This is a genomic window from Paraglaciecola sp. L1A13 (assembly GCF_009796745.1).
Classification (GTDB): Bacteria; Pseudomonadota; Gammaproteobacteria; order Enterobacterales; family Alteromonadaceae; genus Paraglaciecola.
This window is the reverse complement of sequence record NZ_CP047024.1, coordinates 2,881,194-2,903,496: the sequence shown is the minus strand read 5'-3', so window position 1 is coordinate 2,903,496 and position 22,303 is coordinate 2,881,194. Positions and strand designations below refer to the sequence as shown.

The following is a 22,303-nucleotide window of genomic DNA, read 5'->3' as shown; positions in this document are numbered from 1 at the left end:
AAAGCGTTAACAGTTGTTTCGTTTGCAACAGAGGTGAAATATCGTTCTGAAAAATTGTGCTACAGATAGTAAAAAAGGCTCATCTGAGCCTTTTTATGGTGTTAATTAAATTCAAATGTTAGTCAACTTTATGAGGTGGACTCGGGAACTCGTATTCTTCGAAAGCCTTGCGCAGAGCCAATTTATTTAATTTACCCGTAGCGGTATGAGGTAGTTCATCTACAAACACTACATCATCTGGTAATGACCATTTGTGTAGTTTATCTGTTAAGAACGACAATATATCTAGCGTTGAGGCTTCCATGCTTTCCTTACGCACAGCAATAAGCAGTGGACGTTCAGTCCATTTAGGATGGTATCGGCCGATTGCCGCAGCTTCAGCAATACCTGGGTGACTAACTGCGGCATTTTCAATGTCTATTGAGCTTACCCATTCACCGCCTGACTTGATCACATCTTTAGTGCGGTCCGTGATCTGCATATAGCCTTGTGGATTGATAGTGGCCACATCGCCGGTTTCAAACCAGCCTTGATCGTCCACGGGGCAGCCTTCTTCACCGGGAATTTGCGACATACCATAATAGCCACTTACGACCCAAGGACCACGTACTTTTAGTGCTCCAAATGCCACTCCGTCCCAGGGTAGTTCATTGTTGTCTTCATCAACAATACGCATCTCGATACCAAACACGCCACGGCCTTGCATAGCTTGTAGGTCGGTTATTTGATCGTCGGTGTAGTCTTCCATACCAGGTTGTAAACCAAAAATGGTGCCAAGAGGGCTTGTTTCCGTCATGCCCCAGCCTTGATATACCATGGTGTTGTAGTCATATTTAAAGCGTTCAATAATCGTGCGTGGACAGGCTGCGCCGCCCACGGATACACGACTAAGGGAAGGAATTTTTTTGCCACTCTTATCTAAATAATCGAGCAACGCTAACCAGATAGTGGGTACGCCAGAACTAAAGGTGACCTGCTCAGTTTCAATTAGGTTTTGTAATGTTTCGCCATCACCCATTTTAGGCCCAGGCATAACTAATTTAGTGCCTGTCATTATGGTACCAAACGGTAAACCCCAAGCATTAACATGAAACATAGGCACAACAGGCAGACAAGTTTCACGACAAGAAGAATTAGTTACATCGGGTAAGGCACCCGCAAAAGCGTGCAATAACGTCGAACGGTGGCTGTATACAACGCCCTTAGGATTACCTGTAGTGCCAGATGTGTAGCACATGCCGCTGGCGCTATTTTCATCAAACTCCGGCCATTCGAAATCACTAGATTTATCAGCAATCAGCTCTTCATAGCACAATACATTTTCAAGCGCTGTTTCAGGCATATTGTCTTTGTTGGTCAGTACTATAAAAGCTTCCACGTTGCTTAAATGTGGCGCAAGTGCTTCAACAAGTGGCATAACCAATACGTCAACAAAAATGAATCGGTCTTGGGCATGATTGATAATGTAAGTCACTTGTTCAGGGAACAATTTTGGATTGATAGTGTGACACACCATACCACTGCCTGAAATGGCATAATACAGCTCTAAATGACGGTAATCGTTCCATGCAAGAGTACCTATACGATCGCCAAATTCCGCCCCTAACGATTCTAGCGCATTTGCCAATTTGCGTGTTCTATTGGCTAAATCTTTATAAGTATAACGATGACGAGGGTTATCTGCGGTAACGGAGACAATTTCACGATTGGGAAAGTTCTTCTCGGCATGTTTTAAAATGTTTGAAATCATCAATTGTGACTTCATCATAAGTGCTTGCATTTGCGGTTCCTTGTTCACGTCAAAGGGCAATCAGATTGCCCTTTTTAAATCGGTATTTAACGATAATCTATTGGGGCACTACCAAGCAGTAACACCGCCATCGAGGGCTATTGATTGACCAGTCATATAAGTATTGCCGGGGGACAGTACTAACAGCATGGCATTGACTATTTCTTGTGGTGTGGCCAAACGCTTCATTGGGCAACCCACAGCTAATTGGTTAATACCCTCTTGGGAAATCTCACCATCGATATTTAGGATGTTAGTTGGTGTGTAAAAAGGGCAAATTGAATTAGCTCTAATCCCCTTACGTGCATACTCAATGGCGGCAGTTTTGGTCAAACCGATGACGGCATGCTTAGCAGCAGCGTAAGCTGCGCCTTTAGGTGCGCCGCCAAGACCGGCAAGAGAGCTCACATTCAAAATGTGGCCGCTGCCTTGTTTTAGCATCACTTCAATTTGATGTTTCATGCCGAACATCACGCCTTTTACGTTCACGGCTATTTGCTTGTCCATGGTTGCTTCGTCAAGGGTATGCATAGGCGCCATGCTGTGGGCTATACCAGCGTTGTTAACACCGATATCAACTCGGCCGAATTTTTCCATAGCGCTATCAACCATGGCCTTGCAGTCTGCTTCTTTTGACACATCGCAGTGTTGGGCCACTATGTTGTCAGCAAATTCCTTCAGACTCTCAACTGTTTCAGCTAGTCCTTTAGGGTCAATATCACTGATCACAAGTTTACAACCACGCTCCGCTAAGCCTTTTGATAGTAAACGGCCGAAACCACTGCCTGCACCGGTAATTAATGCCACTTGTCCGCTAAAATCTAATAATGAATCCATGTTAAATACTCGCTTCTAATTCGTTGAAATGGGGTTGTCGTTAATAAATTGCAAAAGCACTTTGGCTAACTGCACAGGTTGGTCTTCTTGTAAAAAATGCCCACCCTGTGTGATCGTCGTATGAGATTGACCTTGCGTACCAGGAATAAGCTTTTGCATGATTTTGTCGCCGCCAGCGGTAACAGGATCACTATCGCTAAATGCGGTAATAAAGGGTTTCTTAAACTGTTGCAACATTTGCCATGCTTGTCGATTCGCGTCAGTTTGTGGGTCGTCAGTGCTAATAGGCACCAGCAGTGGGAACTGGCGTACGCCTGCTTTGTGTTCTTCTGTAGGGAAGGGCGCATTGTAAGCATCAAGTACGTCAGCAGATAATTCAGTTACGGTGGCGCCTTTAATAATGCCAGCTACTGGAAACTCAGGCACCTCTTGGGAAAAAACACGCCACTTCATAAAGGCTTCACCTGGAGGATGATCCCCGGTGGGTAGCATAGTGTTAGCTGCTAATACTCTGGCAAACATCTCAGGGTGTTCGGCAACTAAACGCAGGCCTAACAAACCACCCCAGTCTTGGCATACTAACGTTACTTGGCTTAATGATAGCTGGGTTAATATATTGCGGATCCAATCCAAATGGCGCTGAAATGTATAGTCGCCACGCTCGGTTGGTTTATCAGAGCGACCGAAGCCAATTAAGTCTGGTGCAATAACGCGATAACCTTGTTCCGTTAACGGCGATATCATATTTCGATACAAATAACTCCACGATGGTTCGCCATGAAGCATTAATATTACTTCACCGTCTCTGTTACCTTCGTCGAGGTAGTGCATGCGCAATTCACCCCCTTCAAAGTCATCCACGTTAATGTAGTGGGGCTTGAACGAATAACCTAACAAGCCTTTAAAACAGCTGTCTGGGGTACGTAAATGTTGCATAGGCGTTATTCCAATTGGTGCTTGAATAAACGATGTAAGCACGTTGTTAAACTTGTAAATGAGCTATTAGAAAATCATTTAGCCTTGTAAAAGTCAACTCGCCTAAATTAATGCAGAAGTATGAATTTAATGAATAATTAAATGCTAACGGGAATACCTGCGTTATCAGTTAAGATTATTAACAAATATAAAACCAATAAATTTGGATGATTAAGCTCCCTGACCTAGTATTCGTTTACTAATTTATCTGGTAAGAGGTCATTATGAGTCAAGCAGTGATAGCTGAAGTACAAGGAAATGTCGCGGTTTTGTATATGCAAAGCCCACCGGTTAATGCTTTATCCAAGTCAGTGCGCGTTGGATTAATCGAAAATATTCAACAAGCGTTAGACAACGAGCAAGTGAAAGCCATTGTTATCTCATCTAAATTGGCATTGTTTTCTGGTGGCGCCGACATCAGTGAATTTTCAGGGGGTAACCTTGAACCGCATTTACCTACAGTATTAGACGTTATAGAAAATGCAACTAAGCCAATTATAGCAGTGCTTAATGGCCCTGCGTTTGGTGGTGGGCTTGAAGTTGCTCTGTCTTGTCACTACCGCGTGACGTTTGCCAGTAATAAGGTTGGCTTGCCGGAAGTTAATTTAGGTATTTTACCAGGTGCTGGTGGTACTCAGCGTCTACCACGCCTTGCAGGCGTGCCAAAAGCCCTAGATATGATAGTGTCGGGGCGCCCAGAAAAAGCCAGCAAGCTTAATGGTGTGTTTGACCTAGTAGTTGAAGATCCAAGCAGCCTATTAACTGAAGCCATGGCATTCGTTGAGAAGGTTATTGCGGATGGTGCGAAAACACGCAAAACATCAGACATTGAAATTGATAAAGCCAGCGCGCCTGATGAACTCTTTGCTCAGTACCGTCAAGGCCTGAAGAAGCAAGCTCGCGGCTTTTTTGCCCCAGAACGTTGTATTCAAGCTGTTGAAGCATCAGTTTCATTGCCGTTTCAGCAAGGTTTGGTTCGCGAAGGTGAGTTGTTTATGGAATGTATGGGCTCAAAAGAAGCGCGTGCTCAGCAACACTTCTTCTTTGCTGAACGTGCCGCTTCACATGTAAGTGACTACGATAAATCGACGCCGGTTCGTGATATTAAAAAGGTCGGTATTATCGGTGCGGGCACTATGGGCGGTGGTATCGCCATGAACTTCGCGAATGCGGGTATCCCGGTCATCATGCTTGAGCTCAAGCAAGAGGCTCTTGATAAAGGCCTAGCGCTAATTCGTAAAAATTACGAAAACTCTGCCAAAAAAGGCAAACTTACCGCTCAAGCTGTTGAAGATAGAATGGCGCTACTACAGGGCTCTACTGAATATGCGGCCCTAAGCGACGTCGATTTAGTTATTGAAGCCGTGTTCGAAAAAATGTCGGTTAAGAAAGAAGTCTTTGGCGCACTTGATAAAGTATGTAAGCCAGGTGCTATTTTGGCCTCTAATACTTCTACATTGGATGTCAATGAAATCGCTGCTTCTACCTCACGTCCTGAAGACGTGATTGGTTTGCACTTCTTTAGCCCTGCAAACGTAATGAAATTGCTTGAAGTGGTTAAGGCTGAAAAAACCTCTGCCGAAGTGATTAAAACATCTATGCAGATGGCTAAGAAAATTAACAAGGTCGCGGTACTGGTTGGCGTATGTTTCGGCTTTGTGGGTAACCGCATGATCGAACCTTATGGCCGTGAGGCAGCGCGTTTAATGTTAGAAGGTGCAACACCCCAGCAAGTCGACAAAGTTATTTATGATTTTGGCTTACCTATGGGCCCATTCACTATGGGTGACATGGCAGGTTTAGACATTGGTTACTACGTACGTGAGTCACGTCGCGAGTTTATTGAGCATGATCCTAGTTACTGCGTGGTCTCTGACCGTTTGGTAAAACAAGGTCGCGTGGGGCTTAAGTCAGGCCGCGGTGCGTACATGTACGAACCAGGCAATAGAACGCCAGTGCCAGATCCTGAAGTAGTTGAAATGGCGAAAGAAGAAGCGGCACGTTTAGGTATTCCGCAACGTGACATCTCAGATCAAGAAATTCTAGAGCGCATCATTTTCCCATTAATCAATGAAGGTGCGTTGATATTGGAAGAGGGCATTGCTGCTAAATCAAGCGACATCGATGTTATCTACGTATACGGCTATGGTTTCCCTGTTTATCGTGGTGGCCCTATGCAATATGCCGATGAAATTGGCTTGAAAAAAGTTTACGACGCGATGTGCAAATATCGTGATGAATTAGGTGAATACGGTGGTCACTGGTTTGAACCAGCGCCGCTATTGAAAAAGCTCGCTGAGCAAGGCAAACGCTTTGCAGATTTCAAACAGTAACGCCTACTTAACCTATTACAAAACAAGAGAAAAATTATGAAAGAAGCAGTCATAGTATCCACCGCAAGAACACCCATTGGCCGTGCTTATAAAGGCGCATTCAATAACCTTGAAGCACCTAGCTTAGGTGGTCATGCCATCCGTGAAGCAGTAAAAAGAGCCGGTATTGACCCTGCATCAGTTGATGATGTGATTATGGGTAGCGCCTTAACTCAAGGCAGCGGCGGTATGAATATCGGTCGTTTAGCAGGTCTGGCTGGTGGTTTGCCCGTCACGGTTGCAGGTATGACGCTTGATCGCCAGTGTAGTTCGGGTATGTACGCTATTGCGACAGCCGCTAAGCACATTATTACTGACAACGTGCCAATAATGGTTGCGGGTGGTCTTGATTCGATAAGCTTAGTGCAAAATAAATACATGAATACCCATCGCATGGTTGATCCTGCGTTGGCTAAATTGCATAAAAATATTTATATGCCTATGTTGCAAACGGCCGAAGTCGTTGCTGCACGCTACGGTATTGACCGTGATGCAATGGACGATTACGCATTACAAAGCCAAATGCGCACCGCGGCGGGTCAAGCTGCAGGTAAATTTGACGATGAAATCGTGCCAGTGACAACCACTAAAGTTGTTGTTGACCGCGAGACCAAAGAAGAGAGCTTTCATGAAGTTACCTTGAGTAAAGATGAAGGTAACCGTGCTGAAACGACGCTTGAAGGGTTAAAAAGCCTTAAGCCTGTTATCGAAGGTGGTCTCATCACTGCGGGTAACGCAAGTCAGTTGTCTGACGGTGCATCAGCCACAGTCATTATGAGCTCGAAATTAGCTGAGCAACAGAACTTAACGCCTCTTGGTGCCTATCGAGGTATTGCGGTTGCAGGTTGTGAACCGGACGAAATGGGCATCGGTCCAGTATTCGCTATCCCTAAATTGCTTAAGCAACATGGCTTAACCATGAACGATATCGGTTTGTGGGAACTAAATGAAGCATTTGCCGTACAAGTGATGTACTGCCGAGATAAGTTGGGTATTCCTGATGAATTGCTTAACGTTAATGGCGGGGCAATTTCAATTGGTCACCCTTACGGCATGAGTGGTGCGCGTATGGTGGGTCATGCACTTATCGAAGGCAAACGCCGTGGTGCCAAATACGTGGTATGCACCATGTGTATTGGTGGCGGTATGGGCGCAGCTGGTTTATTCGAAGTCTACTAAATTTTAAGCGCCTCGCAAGAGGCGCTAAAACCCAATGAGGTTACACGATGGAAGGTTATAAAGCGCCGCAAAAAGACGCATTATTCGTTATGAACGAGTTACTGGGATTCGAAAAGCATTATGCTGATCTCGGTTTCGAAGAAGCGTCTCCGGATATGGTCGAGGCCATCTTTTCAGAAGCGGCTAAGTTTAGCGAAAACGTAATTGCGCCGATTAATGCAATTGGTGATGAAGAAGGTTGTACTTGGACAGACTCAGTGGTGACCACACCAACGGGTTTTAAAGAAGCGTATCAGCAATATGTTGAGGGCGGATGGCCTTCAATGACACACCCAGCGGAATTTGGTGGTCAAGAACTACCCTATTCACTGTCATCAGCGTTAGGTGAGTGGTTATCAGGTGCGAACCATGCTTGGGCGATGTACCCAGGGTTGAGCCAAGGTTGTATGGCAACACTTGAAGCTCATGGTACGCCAGAACAACAAAAAATGTTTTTGCATAAATTGGTTGCAGGAACGTGGACAGGCACCATGTGTTTGACCGAGTCACACTGTGGTTCAGATTTGGGGATGCTAAAAACCAAAGCTGAAAAGAACGCAGATGGCAGTTATAACCTAACCGGCACTAAGATTTTCATCTCAGCCGGCGAGCATGATATGTCAGAAAATATCGTGCATATCGTTATTGCGCGTCTTCCTGGTGCACCAGAAGGAACGAAAGGTATTTCTTTGTTCGCGGTTCCTAAGTTTAACGTGAGCGCTGAAGGTGAAAAAGAAGATCGTAACGCCGTTACCTGTGGTTCCATTGAACATAAAATGGGTATTAAAGGTTCAGCGACATGCGTAATTAACTTCGATGGCGCGAAAGGGTACTTAATCGGTACTGAGAACCGTGGTCTAAATTGCATGTTCACCTTTATGAACTCTGCCCGGATCGGCACAGGACTTGAAGGCTTGGCATCAAGCGAAACGGCATTCCAAGGTGCGCTTGCATACGCTAAAGACCGTTTGCAATTCCGTTCCATGAAAGGTGTGCAAAATCCGGCAGGCCCAGCGGATCCGATTATTGTGCATCCAGATGTGCGCCGTATGTTGTTAACTCAAAAAGCGTTTGCCGAAGGTAATCGCGCGTTAGCCATTTACGCCATGAAATTAGTTGATATCACGTTATACAGCAAAGACGAAGCTGACAAACAGTTAAGTGAAGCGAAATTGGCATTTTTGACGCCAATCGTTAAAGCATTCTTAACCGAAACTGCGCAAGAAGCGACTAGCTACGGTATGCAAGTATATGGCGGACATGGTTTTATTAAAGAATGGGGCATGGAACAACTTGCTCGTGATACGCGTATTTGTACTATGTACGAAGGTACTACAGGTATTCAGGCAATCGATTTATTGGCGCGTAAAGTTGTCGGTTCAAATGGTAAGTTGCTTGACGTATTTACCCAAGAGGTACGTGATTACTGCTTAAGTATTCGTGACAAAGGCCAGTTCAACGCATGGTCAAACGCCATCGAAGTGCATTTAGATGAGTGGAAGCAAATTACCGCTGATATCACCAAACGTGCAGCTAGTAACCCAGACGAATTAGGTGCTGCTTCAGTAGATTACTTAATGTATTCAGGTTATGTCACAGTAGGATATTTCTGGTTGAAGATGGCTGTATTGGCGCAGGAGAAGCTAGATGCAGGCACAGATAATGCTGCGTTCTACCAAGCGAAGTTACATACGGCTAAGTTTTACTTTGACCGTTTGTTAACCCGCACTCGTTCATTGGTATCTGCAATCGAAACCGGTTCAGACAGCTTAATGAGTATGCCAGTCGAGCAGTTCGACCTAAGCGCTTAATAACGCAATTATTCATAAGAATAAGTAAAGGCGAACCTTTTCTTTAGAAAAGTGTTCGCCTTTTTTATTAAAGGGATAGACCATGCCCATAAGCCATCATTACGCTGATATCAACGGCGTATCTTTGCATTACGTCGAAGCGGCGTGCCACAACCCGCAAGACAGCACGCAAACCTTAATTTTTTTGCACGGTTTTCCAGAGTATTGGGGAACTTGGCAGGCGCAAATTGATCACTTTCGCGCGCATTATCGTGTCATCGTGCCGGATTTGATGGGCTACAATTTGAGCGATAAACCTCAATCACAAGAGGCTTACAGCGTACCGAATCTTATTGCCTTGTATGCTCAGTTCGTTGCGAAAATAAGTCCGGACGCACCAGTTAACCTAATCGCTCACGATTGGGGCGGGGCAATAGCATGGCCTCTTGCGGCATTTCATCCGCAACTTTTTAATAAGTTAGTTATTTTGAATGCTGCTCATCCGAGCACGTTTACTCGTGAGATGGCCACTAACCCCCAACAGCGCCAAAAAAGTGCTTACATTCACCAACTGGTAGCTGAAAATGGAGTCGAGTTTGTGCAACACAATGACTTTGCCATGCTCAAAGATATGTTATTTTCTGGCATGCACAATACCCAGTTTACTGAGCGTCAGAAGGCTGAATATATGCGAGCTTGGAAGCAACCCGGGGCCGTTAACGGTATGCTGCAATATTATCGCGCTATGCCGCAATTACCGCCTGAAGCACAGGCGGATATTACGACGGAATATGCTTTGAAAATTCCTAATATTCGTATTGCTACGCCCACATTAGTCCTATGGGGAGAGCAAGATGAAGCCTTTGTGACAGGTATTCTAGATGGGATTGAACAGTATGTACCTGACTGTCGTATACAACGCTTTAGTGATGCCACACATTGGCTTCATCACGAAAAACCGGAAGAGGTAAACGCCAGTATTGCGCGATTTTTAGTAGAGTAAATACGTGGTGGTTACACTGATAATTATCACTTATTCGCGTTCAATATGTCGGTTTCATACGTGCCTAACTGAGTAAACATCAAGCTTGCTTGAGCGGCATTGTAGTGATTTTTATCTGGGCTTAACGTGCCGTTGTTAGCACTGTTAGCACTGTTAGCCGTTTGCGCCGTCATGGGAAATCACTTGATTGCGGCCGTTTTCTTTCGCGTAATATAAACGTTTATCTGCTTTATCAAGCAGTTTATCTAGGTCATGCCCATCTTGCCCAAAGCTCGATATACCGGCACTCAAGGTGATGTAAATATCACCCTTTGGAGTGGTAAACGGGGTCTTCATAAGCAGTTTTCTTAATGCATTGACTTGTTGATGACCTTTTTCTATATCAGTGGCCACCATTAATAAGGCGAATTCTTCTCCGCCAAATCGCGCGAGTAAATCTGACTTTCTGGTATTTTGTTGCAGAAAATTAGCTACGTGTCGTAGGGCTCCGTCACCCACAGCGTGACCGTAAACATCATTGATGGTTTTGAATAAATCCAAATCGAACAACACTACGGTTAAAGGATCATCATGGCGAGCGGCCAAGGCACTTATCCGCTGGAAACTTTCATTCAATTTCATACGATTAGCTAGACCCGTAAGCGGGTCAGTGCCTGCAAGAGACAATAATCGGTCTTCGTTTTGCTCACGGTTTTTCTCGTAAACATGGGCGAACGTCATCATTAAAAATGAACTTAATATCACGTTAACCGATATGGCCACATTGAGGGAAAAATTGTGTTCTGTGTTAATAAAACGCCAGTGGTAAGCCACAATGCCAAAAAGGATAAAGGTCAACGAAAACCAAAAACCTTGTTTTCGTCCCATCAACAGATACGAGATAACCGGAATGGTTAAAATCCATACGAAGATCGATTCAGATGATTGGGGCACTGACAAGCCGTAAATCATGATGACAAAAAATGGCACGACATAAATAGTGACCCATTTTTGGAAGTACACGGTGGTCAATATCCGCAGCCATAGCCACAAAGAGAACAATCCATACAGCAGTTCTATAAGCGCTAATGGCCATAGACCGCGTTGAAAATTGACGGCAGAAAAAATACAACCGCCAATAAAGGTGATAATAAGTAGCACCCGCATAACATCACGTCGGTACTGGAAATTCTGAACTAACTGATCCGTCATTTGTATCTCATACAACGTTGGCCTGAGGAAATAAGCGCAGAGTAAAGCTTAACTTTTTGCTTTTAGCATACGCATTAGGTGAGAGATGCTTGTTGTACTCGGATAAATTCATTATCGAGACTCAAAGTTCAAATTTTAACATAACGATAAATGGTCTTGTTATCAATATTTTGGGCTGACAATTGTCGTTAAAAGTGGATTCTATAGCAGCGTGTATTAGCGGGTTGTGCAATTAAGCATAATAATTATTTGTTGGTAAACCAAGCGTTGTCGCGCCGTCAAAAAAAAAGCCCTAAGAGAGGCCGTTTTTCTAGCCACCAAGTAGCGCTACTCGGTGGTTTTGTCTGGGAATATAACACCTGAATCATGTTGAAAATGTCGATGAGCCCACTGCGTGCATCAATAAGTAATATTGTTTGATACGGTTGTAAAACACGGTCGTTAGATACGGTCGTTTAGTACCGCAACAATCGGTGAATTGGTTAAACCATTTTCTGTTGCCCAAGCCACAACGGTTTTGCCGTCTTGTTCAGGCGTGCTTAAGTCACTTTTAGGCATTTTTTTAACCATTAAGGTACCCGTTTCAATTGCGTCGTTTAACATGGCTGTGCGGATCAAGCTATTGCCACCACAACTGATACCTGAATAATAATCTTGTAGTTTAAGGCGGTAGTCTGACTGAACGCGTTTCATTTTTTTGCGTAATTCGCCTTTATCATCAGCTTTAACAATAGTGCAGATGTTCTGCAATGCTTCAGTTACGTCTGCTTGAGCCGGCGCAGCAAAAATAATAGATGTAGCGGCGATGGCGATAGAAGTTTTAACAATTTTCAACATGGTCAATTCCTCGGTTCTTAATGTAGTTTAATCTCGTTTCGTTGAGCGCATTAAACGCTATTTTAATTGATTAAAAAATCTACAGCTCGATACTTTGGTATAATGCTCAATACCTTTATTGGCCCCCATCGTGCCTGAGCACAATTGATACGTTCATTGATAACAGGCTTCTACAAGGACATAGATAAGAAAAAGTGATAACGGAAATGCTTAGCGACGCACCATTAAAGCATGCGCCGCGAGTCTAACTCACTGATGCATAAGGACTATGTAACGTGATAGCTAAATGCTTAAATCAAGTAAGTTATAGTCTTTCAGCTTAGCAAGAGTATCTGGATGTCAGCAAAGAAGTATTTCGATTGTTAGGCATCGACATTACCGGCACTTAAGTACAATCGAGTGCGACGATTTTAAATTATCCAAAGCAAGCGCAGCTTGTTGTTTAAACGTAAGGTTTATGTCCCCTCAAAATGAATTTTTTAAATAACAGCAAACAATAAGCACTATTCGACTATGCTGAAGTGAAAGAAAGTTCTAGACGATCAGATGTATTTATTTTACACAATAAACGGGCTTAGCTAGCTAGTATGCCCAATGGGTTAACACCTGAACGTATATTACTTGATGAAAAATAGTTTGGACGAACAATAATTTAACTCAAATCCAAAGTGACGGAACAAGTCCGAACGACGATAAGAAAATGGATGTGTGTGTGAAATGAAACAATATGTACAAATTTGTGTGTTTGTTCTAATTGGCTTTTTGCCAGCGCATTCATTTGCGGATACATTTAGCGCCCATTGTCGTAATTATCCGCCTGATTTGTTCTTTGATGGAAATAAGTGTGTTGGTATAGTGCCTGATCTGGTTATCGATATTTTTAGTGATCTTGGGCATGACATTATTTGGTTAAACGCACCTTGGAGCCGTTCTTATCGAGAAGCTCAAAAAGGCAATGTAGACTTATTGATCCGTCATTCTATGATTCCAGAGCGACGATCTGTTTTGCTTCCTATTACCTATGGTTACGATATTCGATCCCTTTCTTTTTACAAGTCGCCAAACTTTAAAGACGATATAAAATCTTACGCCGATTTAGAGAAAGTGAATATCGGTGCTATTAGAGGCGCATATTACTCCCCTCATTTTTCTAATATTGGTCCCGTAACACTCACGTTAGTGGGTGAAACCAAGCAGTTATTAGCGATGCTCGAACGTGGGCGAATTGATATAGCCGTAACATCAGCGTCCCAAAGAGCCGAGTTGTTTGCTGCTCGTTTTGAGAAGGCTACTTTTGTCGATAGCTTTATCAACCATTTTTACATCAGTATTCCCAAAAAATCCAAAGCGGTACGCATTTATGATGCTGTGGCTGAACGAATGTTGGAATACCGAAAAAGTGGCAAAATAAATCAATATTTTGAACGATATGGAGCTAAGCCGCCTCAGCAAATTTATGAATGAGCTTAGCGTTTGAATATAGGTGCTTTGACTCGTAGTAGGTATTTTAATGCTAGGAACATTATATTTGCTGGCTATGAGACTAACTATTTGAAAATAAAGTTAGCATTATTAACCCAGTTTTCTGCTGTTTCTTATGCGTTATAAATATTGCAAAAAAGACTAACAGTAGAGCATTAACCCAGCTGTAGTTGCAGCGTACTGCCTTAAGTTAACTCTACTGTTTAGAGTAACTATTTCCGGTCTTTGAACTTCAGCGTAACGAAAAATAATAAGAAGTAGCAGCCAAACGCAAACCAATAGGGCAGTGAGCCATCTATCGAGTAAAGATAGGTGCCCAATAACGGGCCTACGGTGAAGCCTAACGGCGGGCATGCACCGGCGACACCAGCGACGGCACCTTGCTCGTCAGATGATACGGCAACCGAGGCACCAGCCATAAAGCCGGGTCCGGCCAATCCCATTCCTGAACCTAGAATACACATAGCTAACATGTACATGTTTTGTGTTTCGCTAATAGCCATAATGGCGAACGCGACCATCATCATAGGCATAGATATTCTAAGCAGTACGAACGGTCTAACAGAAAGCCGCGGTATGACTAATAATTGCACGAGTAGGGCAGCGGCAGCCGAGAACATCATACTAATGCCGACAATTTTTGCCGTTTGGGTGCCATCGAGCCCTAGCATGTCTTGAAAACGAAAGGCGATGGTTTGCTGCACAATAGCAAACCCCATAAAGAGCATTACACCTGCGACCACCAATGGAAAAATTCTAGGGTCGGTATACTTCAGTTTTTGTGGCTTTCGAATATGGATAGGCTTGGGTAGAACGGGTAGGGCGTAAACAGCGAGTAAACCAGCCGCCACAGTCAGCAACACTGAAAAATAAAGTGGTGTGATCAAGCTAATACTGGCAAGTAAGCCCCCTATTGCCGGCCCTAATATAGACCCAATGTTAGTTGCAGCGCCTAGTGCGCCCATGCCCTTAATGCGATCTTTTACGGTTGTAATATCCGCCATGTAAGCATTCGCAGAGGGGGAAACCGCAGCCATAACGGTGGCATTCGCCACGCGAGTGGCAATCAATAGTACGAGCGCTGTTAAGGGGATAAGATAACCCAGTAGAGCGGCTTGAAATACACCGGCAAACAGCATGGTGCCCACAGAATAACCAAATAAACCAATTAACAACACCTTTCGTCTGCCCCATGCATCGCTGGCTCGCCCCCAAAGGGGACTGATCAGAAATATGGTCAATGAAGACGAAGAAATAATGGCGCCAATTTGCACTTCTACCAAACCAATTTCGCGTCCTAAAGGGGCAAGTATGGCGAATAGTACGGTTTGGGCAAAACCCATAGCAGCCACGGCGAGTAGCAGAGTACGTTTAGCTAAGGCAATGGATGCTGGGGTCTGGTTCATAGTGCTCACTTGTGAGTTTTGTCGTTACGATTCAATCTTAAGACAGAGTCGTAAGCGCTTCGCCTGAGTATTGCTCGAGTTCTTCAAGCTTACCGTCACGAATTTTATTGGCCCAATTAGGATCTTGTATCAAGGCACGACCAACAGCTACTAAGTCAAACTCGCCTTTGTCCATCCGTTCAATCAAGTCATCGATTGAACGTGTATTAGAGCCCTTACCTGCAAAGGCACTGAAGAAGTCTTCATTTAGGCCCACTGAACCGACCGTAATTGTGGGTTTACCAGTGAGTTTTTTAGTCCATCCGGCTAGATTAAGTGCGCTATTGTCGAATTCGTTTTCCCAGTAACGGCGCGTTGAACAATGGAATATATCCACTCCAGCTTCGTTTAGTGGCGCTAAAAACTCTTCAAGTAGCTGTGGAGTTTCTGCCAATCTGGCTGTGTAATCTTGCTGTTTCCACTGTGAATAGCGAAATACAATCGGGAAATCAGGCGAGGTCGCTTCGCGGATACGCTTGATAATCTCTACAGCAAGACGACTGCGATTAGCCATGCTGCCGCCCCATTCATCAGTGCGTTGGTTCGTGCCACTCCAGAAAAACTGATCAATTAAATAACCATGGGCGCCATGAATTTCAACGCCGTCGAAACCGATACGCATGGCATCAGCCGCTGCGTTTGCAAAGCCGCTTATTACGGTTTCAATTTGCGCAGCAGTCATAGGTTCAGAAACTTGTTTACCTGGAGCAAGCAAACCTGAGGGGCCGACACTGGGCAACTCTGGATAAGGCGCTTTTTTCGGTGAACGAGCCATGCCCACGTGCCATAGCTGAGGCATTATTTTACCCCCTGCGCCATGTACTGCCTTAACGGTTTTCTCCCATCCTGCAAGGGCTTGCTCACCGTGGATTTGTGGAATGCGTTCACCCATGGTCGCAACAGGATCGTTAATGGTGGTACCTTCAGTAATAATTAGGCCCGTTCCACCTTCTGCGCGGCGGCGATAATAGTCAGCCACATCATCAGTCGGAATACCACCGGGTGAAAATTCACGGGTCATCGGTGCCATCACAATTCGATTAGGAAGTGTTAAGCTTTTAAGACTGAATGGATTAAATAGCGCGTCTACATTTTTACTCATGTTTTATCCTTATAATTTTTCAATTCAATATGGTTTGTTAATTCGGTCAGTCGCAACGAGTTCGCTCGATTCAGCGCTTACCGCGCGCAGTAAAGAGCGGATCATAACGGCGGCTAGTTCGTCAATTTCTCGTTTATTTCCCAATAAGTGGGCTAAATGTAATGAGATCAGGCCGTGTAAACCTGCCCACAGTACATAACAAATATTAATCGGATCGCCCAACATGCTGCCTGCTGCCAGGCCATTATTAACAATACGCCGCATAGGCTCGCTACTGCGCAATATCTCTGCTTCAAGTTCACCGTACTGGGACGGATCAGGCTGGGCCACGGTATACATGACGCGATAAGAATCAGGATTTTCAATGGCAAACTGAAAATAAGCACTGCACAATGTCTCTAACTGCTTGCTGGGATTAAGTTCGTGCAGCAAAGCCGCTTCAAGGGCGTCAGCGATGCGCCCAAACTCCCGTTGGCGAAGTGCAGCGAGAATGTCCGCCTTATTTTTAAAATAACGATAGGGTGTGGTACGACTGCAACTTAAATCTGCCGCCAACCCACGCAAAGAGATCCCGTCAACCCCATGCTTAGCAAAAGAAGCCAACGCGTGATCGCACATGCGGTTGCGAAAACACCGTATTTCATCATCTGATAACACTTTAGGCATGCTAGCTCTTGACTGATTGTTGATGGTACATCATGGGGCTTATTCTCTTTCTCAACAAAACCTTGCTGGCATTTCTCGGGTAAAGTTGGCTTTACTCGAAGCTGTGAACCAACATAATATATTTTATATTGACACTGTCAATTTTAAAATTTCATCACCTTAAACAATCAAATATACAAAAACTCACAAGTCGAATATGAGTGGTTTGAAGGGCGCCATTTTAGATCCGCAACCCCAAGTGTGAAATGTCGTCAACAGACATAGAACTTTTTTCAACTATCTGCGTATCAATATACAAATTAGGCTAGTGCGAATGCTCGACGCAATGCATTGACAGCTTAGTGCACGGAAATCATTTCAGTAACAACACTATGTTAGGAGCCACAATGACATCTGTATCAACAAAATTTGCCTCGGTATTTTTAGCGATTTTCATGGGTGGGTGTTCAGTGGTAGGCGAAAACGGAGTAGCGTCAGCACCTTATACGCTCTTAGAATCTGATGACAGCCAGAAAATACAGGTGCGTAATTATGCCTCAATGGTGTGGGTATCAACGAGCATGTCCGAGGACAGCGGCAATAGTGCTTTTAGAAAATTATTTGCCTACATTGGTGGTGAAAACGAAGGGGCAGCTGAAATAGCCATGACTGCGCCCGTTATTATGGATGACAATAAAATGCTGAAAAAGGGCACTGAAATCCCAATGACCGCCCCTGTGTTTATGGACGATAGTGCATCGGCCAATACCGGCAGTGGTGTAATGTCGTTTGTCATGCCTAACGATTTTACCTTACAAACGACTCCTAAGCCTACAAATGGGGACGTAAAGGTAAGTGAAGTCAAAAATTACCAAGTGGCTGTCATTGAGTTTAGTGGCACACTCAGTGACAGCAATTTACAAAAGTACACGCAACGCCTGACCAATTGGATTGATGCACATGGTTACACGGCCACAAGTCAAGCCATTAAAGCGGGCTACAATGGGCCGTTCACTATCCCTATGTTTCGCAAGAACGAAGTGTTGATAGAGGTAAAGTAGTGATGGGAATTTAACGCCTATTGCGCATTCTTCGATCGCACCCATTGCAGCGTTTTTAGGCATCTCTGTTTAGGCCGTCGGATTGTGTCCTGAGTGACGCCTACCGCCCTGTTAATCGATCTTTATTTTTCATTATGGAACGAGGGTAAGCGTAATACCCTATGTTAACTAACGCTCATTGACACACATCAGTTCATTATTGCAAATAATTGATTACACTCTATAAACAAGTGGTGTACTAGGTGGATACGAGTGGAATACTTGCACGTCTTAATGGCTGGCTTAACGGCTATCATATTGTTCATATTTGGATTAGAGAATTTTTCTAAAGAAATTGAACGTCTTGCTGGGGATCATTTTCGAAAATCGTTAAGTAATGCTACCAAGTGGCCTATTGTTGGTGTGATTATAGGTGCGCTTGTGACTATGGTGATTCAATCTAGTTCTGCGACGTCGGTCATCGCGATTGGTTTGGTTAATGCGGGTGTCTTATCCTTTAAAAACAGCGTTGGTATTATTTTTGGTAGCAATATAGGTACAACGGTCACCGCTCAACTTGTGGCCTTTAAGATGACCTATTTCGCGCCCATTTTTATTATTTTAGGTTTTTTTGTCAGTTTGCTGCGTTCGCGCTATTCAATATTTGGTAAGGCTATTTTCTACTTCGGCTTTGTCTTTTTTAGTTTGAACTTGATTTCTTCGAGTCTTGAACCACTGCAACATTCTCCTGGTGTGCTTAAATTCTTAACTGAAGCACATAATCCTTTGTATGCTATTGCGCTAGGTTGTGTGTTTACTGCATTAGTGCAATCGAGCTCTGTTACAACTGGGTTAGCCATTATTCTGACTCAGCAAGGGTTGGTGAGTTTGGAAAATGCCGTCCCATTGATTATGGGGGCAAATATAGGTACCACATCTACTGCACTTATCGCCATGTTCAACATGGATGTGTCCGCTAAAAAAGCAGCTTTAAGCCATTTTTTGTTTAATGTGGGTGGGGTCATGCTATTTACCCCGTTGTTATTTCTATTTGGCGACAGGCTAGGTCAGTTTAATCAACACCCTGCGATTGCGCTTGCCAATATTCACCTTATTTTTAATATCACAACCAGTCTTATATTTACCTTAGCAATAGGCCCATTTACGCGTATGGTCGATATGTTACTGGGGGAGGGAAAAATGGATTTTGAGCGGTTAAATCTACCGACTTACGATGAACAAGATGGTTTCGCGGAAATCGAAGGTAAGTTTACTGAGGCTCAGGTTAAGTTATTTCGGTTTCTTCAGGAAAATTACAACACAGTCACCTTAAGTATCGAAACAAATTATGATGGCGTTTATGAAGCCGCAGGTAAGCGCCTAGAATACACGCAGTTTGTAAAAAATGAATACCTGCATTACTTCTCAAAAGTGGTTAGTGCCATTAAGCAAGAAGACGAATCAAAGCAGCTGATGACCCTTATAAATCGTTTTGATTATTTGTTTCAAATACATGACTCAATTAATGATCTGTTTGATTCTAAACGCATTATGAAGGAACAATACATCGAGCTGAAAAGCGATGTTTTGCTTATTGTGAGAAGTTTATCTAGCCAGACATTAGAATTTTTTGATGATATTGGCGATGCAATGGAACACAAACAAGTGATTAATGCTAAATCGTTATCAAAAGCGTTACAGCACAATATTGATGACGCTAATCGCGCTTTGCTGTTGTTGCTTATTGATCCTAAACGGGAAGATGCGGGTGCCTTAACCAACTTTGTTACTTATTCACAACGCATGAAAGACAAGTTATATAGCTTCGCGTCACTTACTCTTAATCAAGATAGTGTCGCTACCACGTTTGAAAAATCCATCGAGTCCGCGTAGATGAAAAAAAGATGATATTGATTATTACCATAACAAACGTATAAAACTGAAACTAAAAGGCCTGAGTTCGATTGAATATCGAAATCAGGCCTTGATAGCAGCTTCTAAGTGAGTCGAACTTTATAGGCTCACTTCACGAAGCGTTTTTTGTGTTTTAGCGTTATGGCTAATCAGTCAGTCATTATCACTTAAGCAGCGTCAGATGCTTTAGGTCGACGTTTGACTTTTGTTGCTTGAGTATTAGCGATGAGTTCTTTGGGATCAAAATCATCTACATTTATGGTACGTAAGCGACCCGCTTCGGTGCGCTTAAGTAACTCCGCTTCTTGCTCAGTTATAACACCTAGCTCTATACCTTTGCTGGCAATAAAATCAAGCCCTGTGAAAGGATAGCGTTCTTTGGCGGCTTTACATACTTTGTCAAAAAGAGGCTCACTCGCGAGTACATCTTTTAACGTTTGCTCTAAATCACCCATTAAGCAATCTTTATCACCGAAGTGTTGTCCTTCACCAAGACGCGTACGCGAACTGTTGGGGCTTTGTAATATTGCGGCAATTTCATGGTCTAACTTATCTGAAGGACGACGATATGCACGGCCGAATGGCATTATCATAGCCTTAAGGACCACACCTAGCACCTTAGATGGGAAGTTTTCAAACAATTCAATTAACGCTGTTTCTAATCTGAATAATGTGTCTTGCATTGCCCAGTGAACCAAAGGTAAATCTTCCTTGAGTCGTCCTTGGTCGTCATAACGTTTTAGTACAGCAGAAGCTAGATATATATGACTTAATACATCACCTAAACGTGCAGATATGCGTTCACGGCGTTTAAGTTCACCGCCCAATACTGCCATTGAAACGTCAGACAACAAGGCTAGGTTACTACTGAAACGCTGTAAGGAACGATAGTAACCTGCGGTTTCATCATCAAATGGTGAGCCGGCCAAGCGAGCGCCTGTTAATGAAAACCAAATACTTCTAAAGGTATTGCTGATGGCAAAGCCAATATGGCCAAAGACCGCATCATCAAATTCATTCAAGCCTTGTTCTTTATCTTCGTTACTTGCTGCGTAAAGCTCTTTTAGAACAAACGGATGACTGCGCATTGCACCCTGACCGTAAATCATCATATTACGGGTCAGGATATTAGCGCCTTCAACTGTGATCGCGATAGGTGCGCCTTGGTAACCACGACCCAAATAATTATTTGGCCCAAGCATGACTCCTTTGCCGCCGTGCACATCCATAGCATCGTTGACCAACTGACGCATTTTCTCTGTTAAATGGTACTTACAAATCGCTGATACAACGGAAGGTTTTTCACCTAAATCAACTGCTTTAGTTGTTAAACTGGTGACAGCGTCCATGAGATAAGCGTTAGCACCAATGCTGGCAAGCATTTCTTCGACACCTTCCATTTTACCCACAGGCATTTTGAATTGGCGACGAATACGCGCATATGCGCCTGTAGCCAAGGCAATACTTTTCGCTCCGCCCGCAGAAGCTGAGGGTAGGGTAATACAACGCCCTACAGACAAACATTCGACCAACATGCGCCAGCCTTGACCGGCCATTTCAACGCCACCAATAATGTAATCCAGAGGCACGAAAATGTCGTTACCTCGGATTGGACCATTTTGAAACGGCACGTTTAATGGGAAGTGGCGATTGCCAATTTCCATTCCTTTGGTGTCACGAGGTAACAATGCGCAGGTGATACCCAAGTCTTTTTTGTCACCGACTAAGCCATCGGGATCGTACATTTTAAACGCTAAACCGACGACAGTCGCAACCGGCGCTAACGTAATGTAACGTTTGTCAAAGGTCAGCCGTAACCCGATCACCTCTTTACCTTCCCATTGGCCTTTGCACACAATACCAGTGTCAGGCAGTGAGCCTGCGTCGGAGCCTGCTTCAGGTCCTGTTAGGGCGAAACAAGGAATTTCTTCACCCGTAGCAAGACGTGGTAGGTAATGATCTTGCTGTTCTTTAGTTCCATAATGTTGCAGTAACTCACCTGGCCCTAATGAGTTAGGAACACCTACGGTGGTAGATAGTACTGCGCTAACCCCAGATAACTTTTGCAGAACACGAGATTGAGCAAAAGCAGAAAACTCGAGTCCACCGTATTGCTTTTTGATAATCATCGCGAAGAATTTATTGTCTTTAAGAAACTGCCAAACCTCAGGAGTAAGATCGGCGTCTTTGTGAGTTACATCCCAGTCATTCACCATTTGGCAAACTTCAGCAACAGGGCCGTCCAGAAAAGCACGCTCTTCGGCTGTTAAACGAGCTTGTGGAATGCTGTGCAGTGCTTGCCAATTAGGATTGCCGCTGAAAATTTCACCATCCCACCATACGGTACCTGCATCGATAGCATCGCGCTCAGTGCTCGACATTTCCGGCATAATCTTTTTATATGTATCTAAGATAGGCGCCGTTAGGTATTTTTTACGTATTGACTCAACATTTAATGGTATGGCAATGATCAAAAATACTAACCATGCTAACCCGCCAACGGGCCCCAATATGCTGCCCAATAACATAGCGATGGCCACAGCGATTGTGGCATTCATTAATTTCATTCTGAAGTAACTCGCAGCCCCAAGGGTGGCGATAATAATAAGTGTCCATAATAACGTTTGCATAAAGACTCCAAGATAGAGGTCAGACCAGATTTT

Annotated in this window: 17 protein-coding genes and 1 pseudogene; 8 read left to right on the top strand and 10 right to left on the bottom strand. The window is 43.9% G+C overall.

From position 1 onward, the window contains the following. Positions 1 to 118 precede the first annotated feature (118 nt). The 3 genes from GQR89_RS12145 to GQR89_RS12135 all read right to left on the bottom strand — a co-directional run bounded on the left by GQR89_RS12145 (position 119) and on the right by GQR89_RS12135 (position 3,562). Positions 119 to 1,780 carry a long-chain-fatty-acid--CoA ligase gene (locus GQR89_RS12145; RefSeq protein ID WP_158770291.1) on the bottom strand — a complete coding sequence of 554 codons (1,662 nt, stop codon included), beginning with the start codon at positions 1,778 to 1,780 and terminating at the stop codon, positions 119 to 121. A gap of 78 nt (positions 1,781 to 1,858) precedes the next feature. After that, on the bottom strand, positions 1,859 to 2,626 hold the full coding sequence (locus tag GQR89_RS12140; protein ID WP_158770290.1) for an SDR family NAD(P)-dependent oxidoreductase: 768 nt from the start codon (positions 2,624 to 2,626) through the stop codon (positions 1,859 to 1,861). 15 nt (positions 2,627 to 2,641) lie between these two features. Continuing rightward, positions 2,642 to 3,562, bottom strand: a complete 921-nt coding sequence (locus GQR89_RS12135; RefSeq protein ID WP_158770289.1) for a haloalkane dehalogenase — start codon at positions 3,560 to 3,562, stop codon at positions 2,642 to 2,644. 263 nt (positions 3,563 to 3,825) lie between these two features. On the opposite strand from GQR89_RS12135, the gene GQR89_RS12130 reads away from it, so the two are divergent. The 4 genes from GQR89_RS12130 (at position 3,826) to GQR89_RS12115 (ending at position 9,984) form a co-directional block, all read left to right on the top strand. After that, complete coding sequence (locus tag GQR89_RS12130; protein WP_158770288.1) at positions 3,826 to 5,934, top strand: 3-hydroxyacyl-CoA dehydrogenase NAD-binding domain-containing protein; 2,109 nt, start codon at positions 3,826 to 3,828, stop codon at positions 5,932 to 5,934. Positions 5,935 to 5,970: 36 nt separating this feature from the next. Next, positions 5,971 to 7,152: an acetyl-CoA C-acyltransferase gene (locus GQR89_RS12125; RefSeq protein WP_158770287.1), complete on the top strand. Its 1,182-nt coding sequence runs from the start codon at positions 5,971 to 5,973 to the stop codon at positions 7,150 to 7,152. 47 nt (positions 7,153 to 7,199) lie between these two features. After that, complete coding sequence (locus tag GQR89_RS12120) at positions 7,200 to 9,002, top strand: acyl-CoA dehydrogenase C-terminal domain-containing protein (RefSeq protein WP_158770286.1); 1,803 nt, start codon at positions 7,200 to 7,202, stop codon at positions 9,000 to 9,002. A gap of 82 nt (positions 9,003 to 9,084) precedes the next feature. Next, entirely contained in the window at positions 9,085 to 9,984 is a 900-nt protein-coding gene (locus GQR89_RS12115) for an alpha/beta fold hydrolase (RefSeq protein ID WP_158770285.1), read from the top strand. Positions 9,985 to 10,010: 26 nt separating this feature from the next. On the opposite strand, the gene GQR89_RS12110 is transcribed toward GQR89_RS12115, so the two are convergent. The 3 genes from GQR89_RS12110 to GQR89_RS12100 form a co-directional block, all read right to left on the bottom strand. Further along, positions 10,011 to 10,157, bottom strand: coding sequence for a hypothetical protein (locus tag GQR89_RS12110; RefSeq protein WP_158770284.1), 147 nt, complete (start codon positions 10,155 to 10,157; stop codon positions 10,011 to 10,013). Next, the gene (locus GQR89_RS12105; protein WP_199271318.1) at positions 10,138 to 11,175 is read right to left on the bottom strand and encodes a GGDEF domain-containing protein; all 1,038 of its coding nucleotides are present in this window, start codon (positions 11,173 to 11,175) and stop codon (positions 10,138 to 10,140) included. The genes GQR89_RS12110 and GQR89_RS12105 overlap by 20 nt, the downstream gene beginning before the upstream one ends. A gap of 441 nt (positions 11,176 to 11,616) precedes the next feature. Further along, entirely contained in the window at positions 11,617 to 12,012 is a 396-nt protein-coding gene (locus GQR89_RS12100) for a DUF3718 domain-containing protein (protein ID WP_158770283.1), read from the bottom strand. A 717-nt stretch (positions 12,013 to 12,729) separates the two neighbouring features. On the opposite strand from GQR89_RS12100, the gene GQR89_RS12095 reads away from it, so the two are divergent. After that, positions 12,730 to 13,476: an ABC transporter substrate-binding protein gene (locus tag GQR89_RS12095; protein WP_158770282.1), complete on the top strand. Its 747-nt coding sequence runs from the start codon at positions 12,730 to 12,732 to the stop codon at positions 13,474 to 13,476. Positions 13,477 to 13,706: 230 nt separating this feature from the next. Here the strand turns inward: GQR89_RS12095 and GQR89_RS12090 are convergent, their stop codons facing one another. From GQR89_RS12090 to GQR89_RS12080, 3 genes are read right to left on the bottom strand one after another with little or no spacing between them, the layout of a single operon-like run. Next, positions 13,707 to 14,900: an MFS transporter gene (locus GQR89_RS12090; protein WP_158770281.1), complete on the bottom strand. Its 1,194-nt coding sequence runs from the start codon at positions 14,898 to 14,900 to the stop codon at positions 13,707 to 13,709. 37 nt (positions 14,901 to 14,937) lie between these two features. Next, entirely contained in the window at positions 14,938 to 16,041 is a 1,104-nt protein-coding gene (locus GQR89_RS12085) for an NADH:flavin oxidoreductase (RefSeq protein ID WP_158770280.1), read from the bottom strand. A 24-nt stretch (positions 16,042 to 16,065) separates the two neighbouring features. Beyond that, positions 16,066 to 16,707 (bottom strand): TetR/AcrR family transcriptional regulator, encoded by a 642-nt coding sequence (locus GQR89_RS12080; RefSeq protein ID WP_158770279.1) that lies wholly within the window; start codon positions 16,705 to 16,707, stop codon positions 16,066 to 16,068. A gap of 386 nt (positions 16,708 to 17,093) precedes the next feature. On the opposite strand from GQR89_RS12080, the gene GQR89_RS12075 reads away from it, so the two are divergent. The 3 genes and pseudogenes from GQR89_RS12075 to GQR89_RS12065 form a co-directional block, all read left to right on the top strand. Next, positions 17,094 to 17,747: a heme-binding protein gene (locus GQR89_RS12075; RefSeq protein WP_199271317.1), complete on the top strand. Its 654-nt coding sequence runs from the start codon at positions 17,094 to 17,096 to the stop codon at positions 17,745 to 17,747. A gap of 252 nt (positions 17,748 to 17,999) precedes the next feature. Continuing rightward, positions 18,000 to 19,619 (top strand): Na/Pi cotransporter family protein, encoded by a 1,620-nt coding sequence (locus GQR89_RS12070; protein WP_233268952.1) that lies wholly within the window; start codon positions 18,000 to 18,002, stop codon positions 19,617 to 19,619. Between the two features lie 16 nt (positions 19,620 to 19,635). After that, a pseudogene (locus GQR89_RS12065) lies at positions 19,636 to 19,731 on the top strand (IS3 family transposase); the annotation flags it as partial. Positions 19,732 to 19,807: 76 nt separating this feature from the next. Here the strand turns inward: GQR89_RS12065 and fadE are convergent. Beyond that, positions 19,808 to 22,270, bottom strand: a complete 2,463-nt coding sequence (gene fadE, locus GQR89_RS12060; protein WP_158770278.1) for an acyl-CoA dehydrogenase FadE — start codon at positions 22,268 to 22,270, stop codon at positions 19,808 to 19,810. Positions 22,271 to 22,303: the final 33 nt, after the last annotated feature.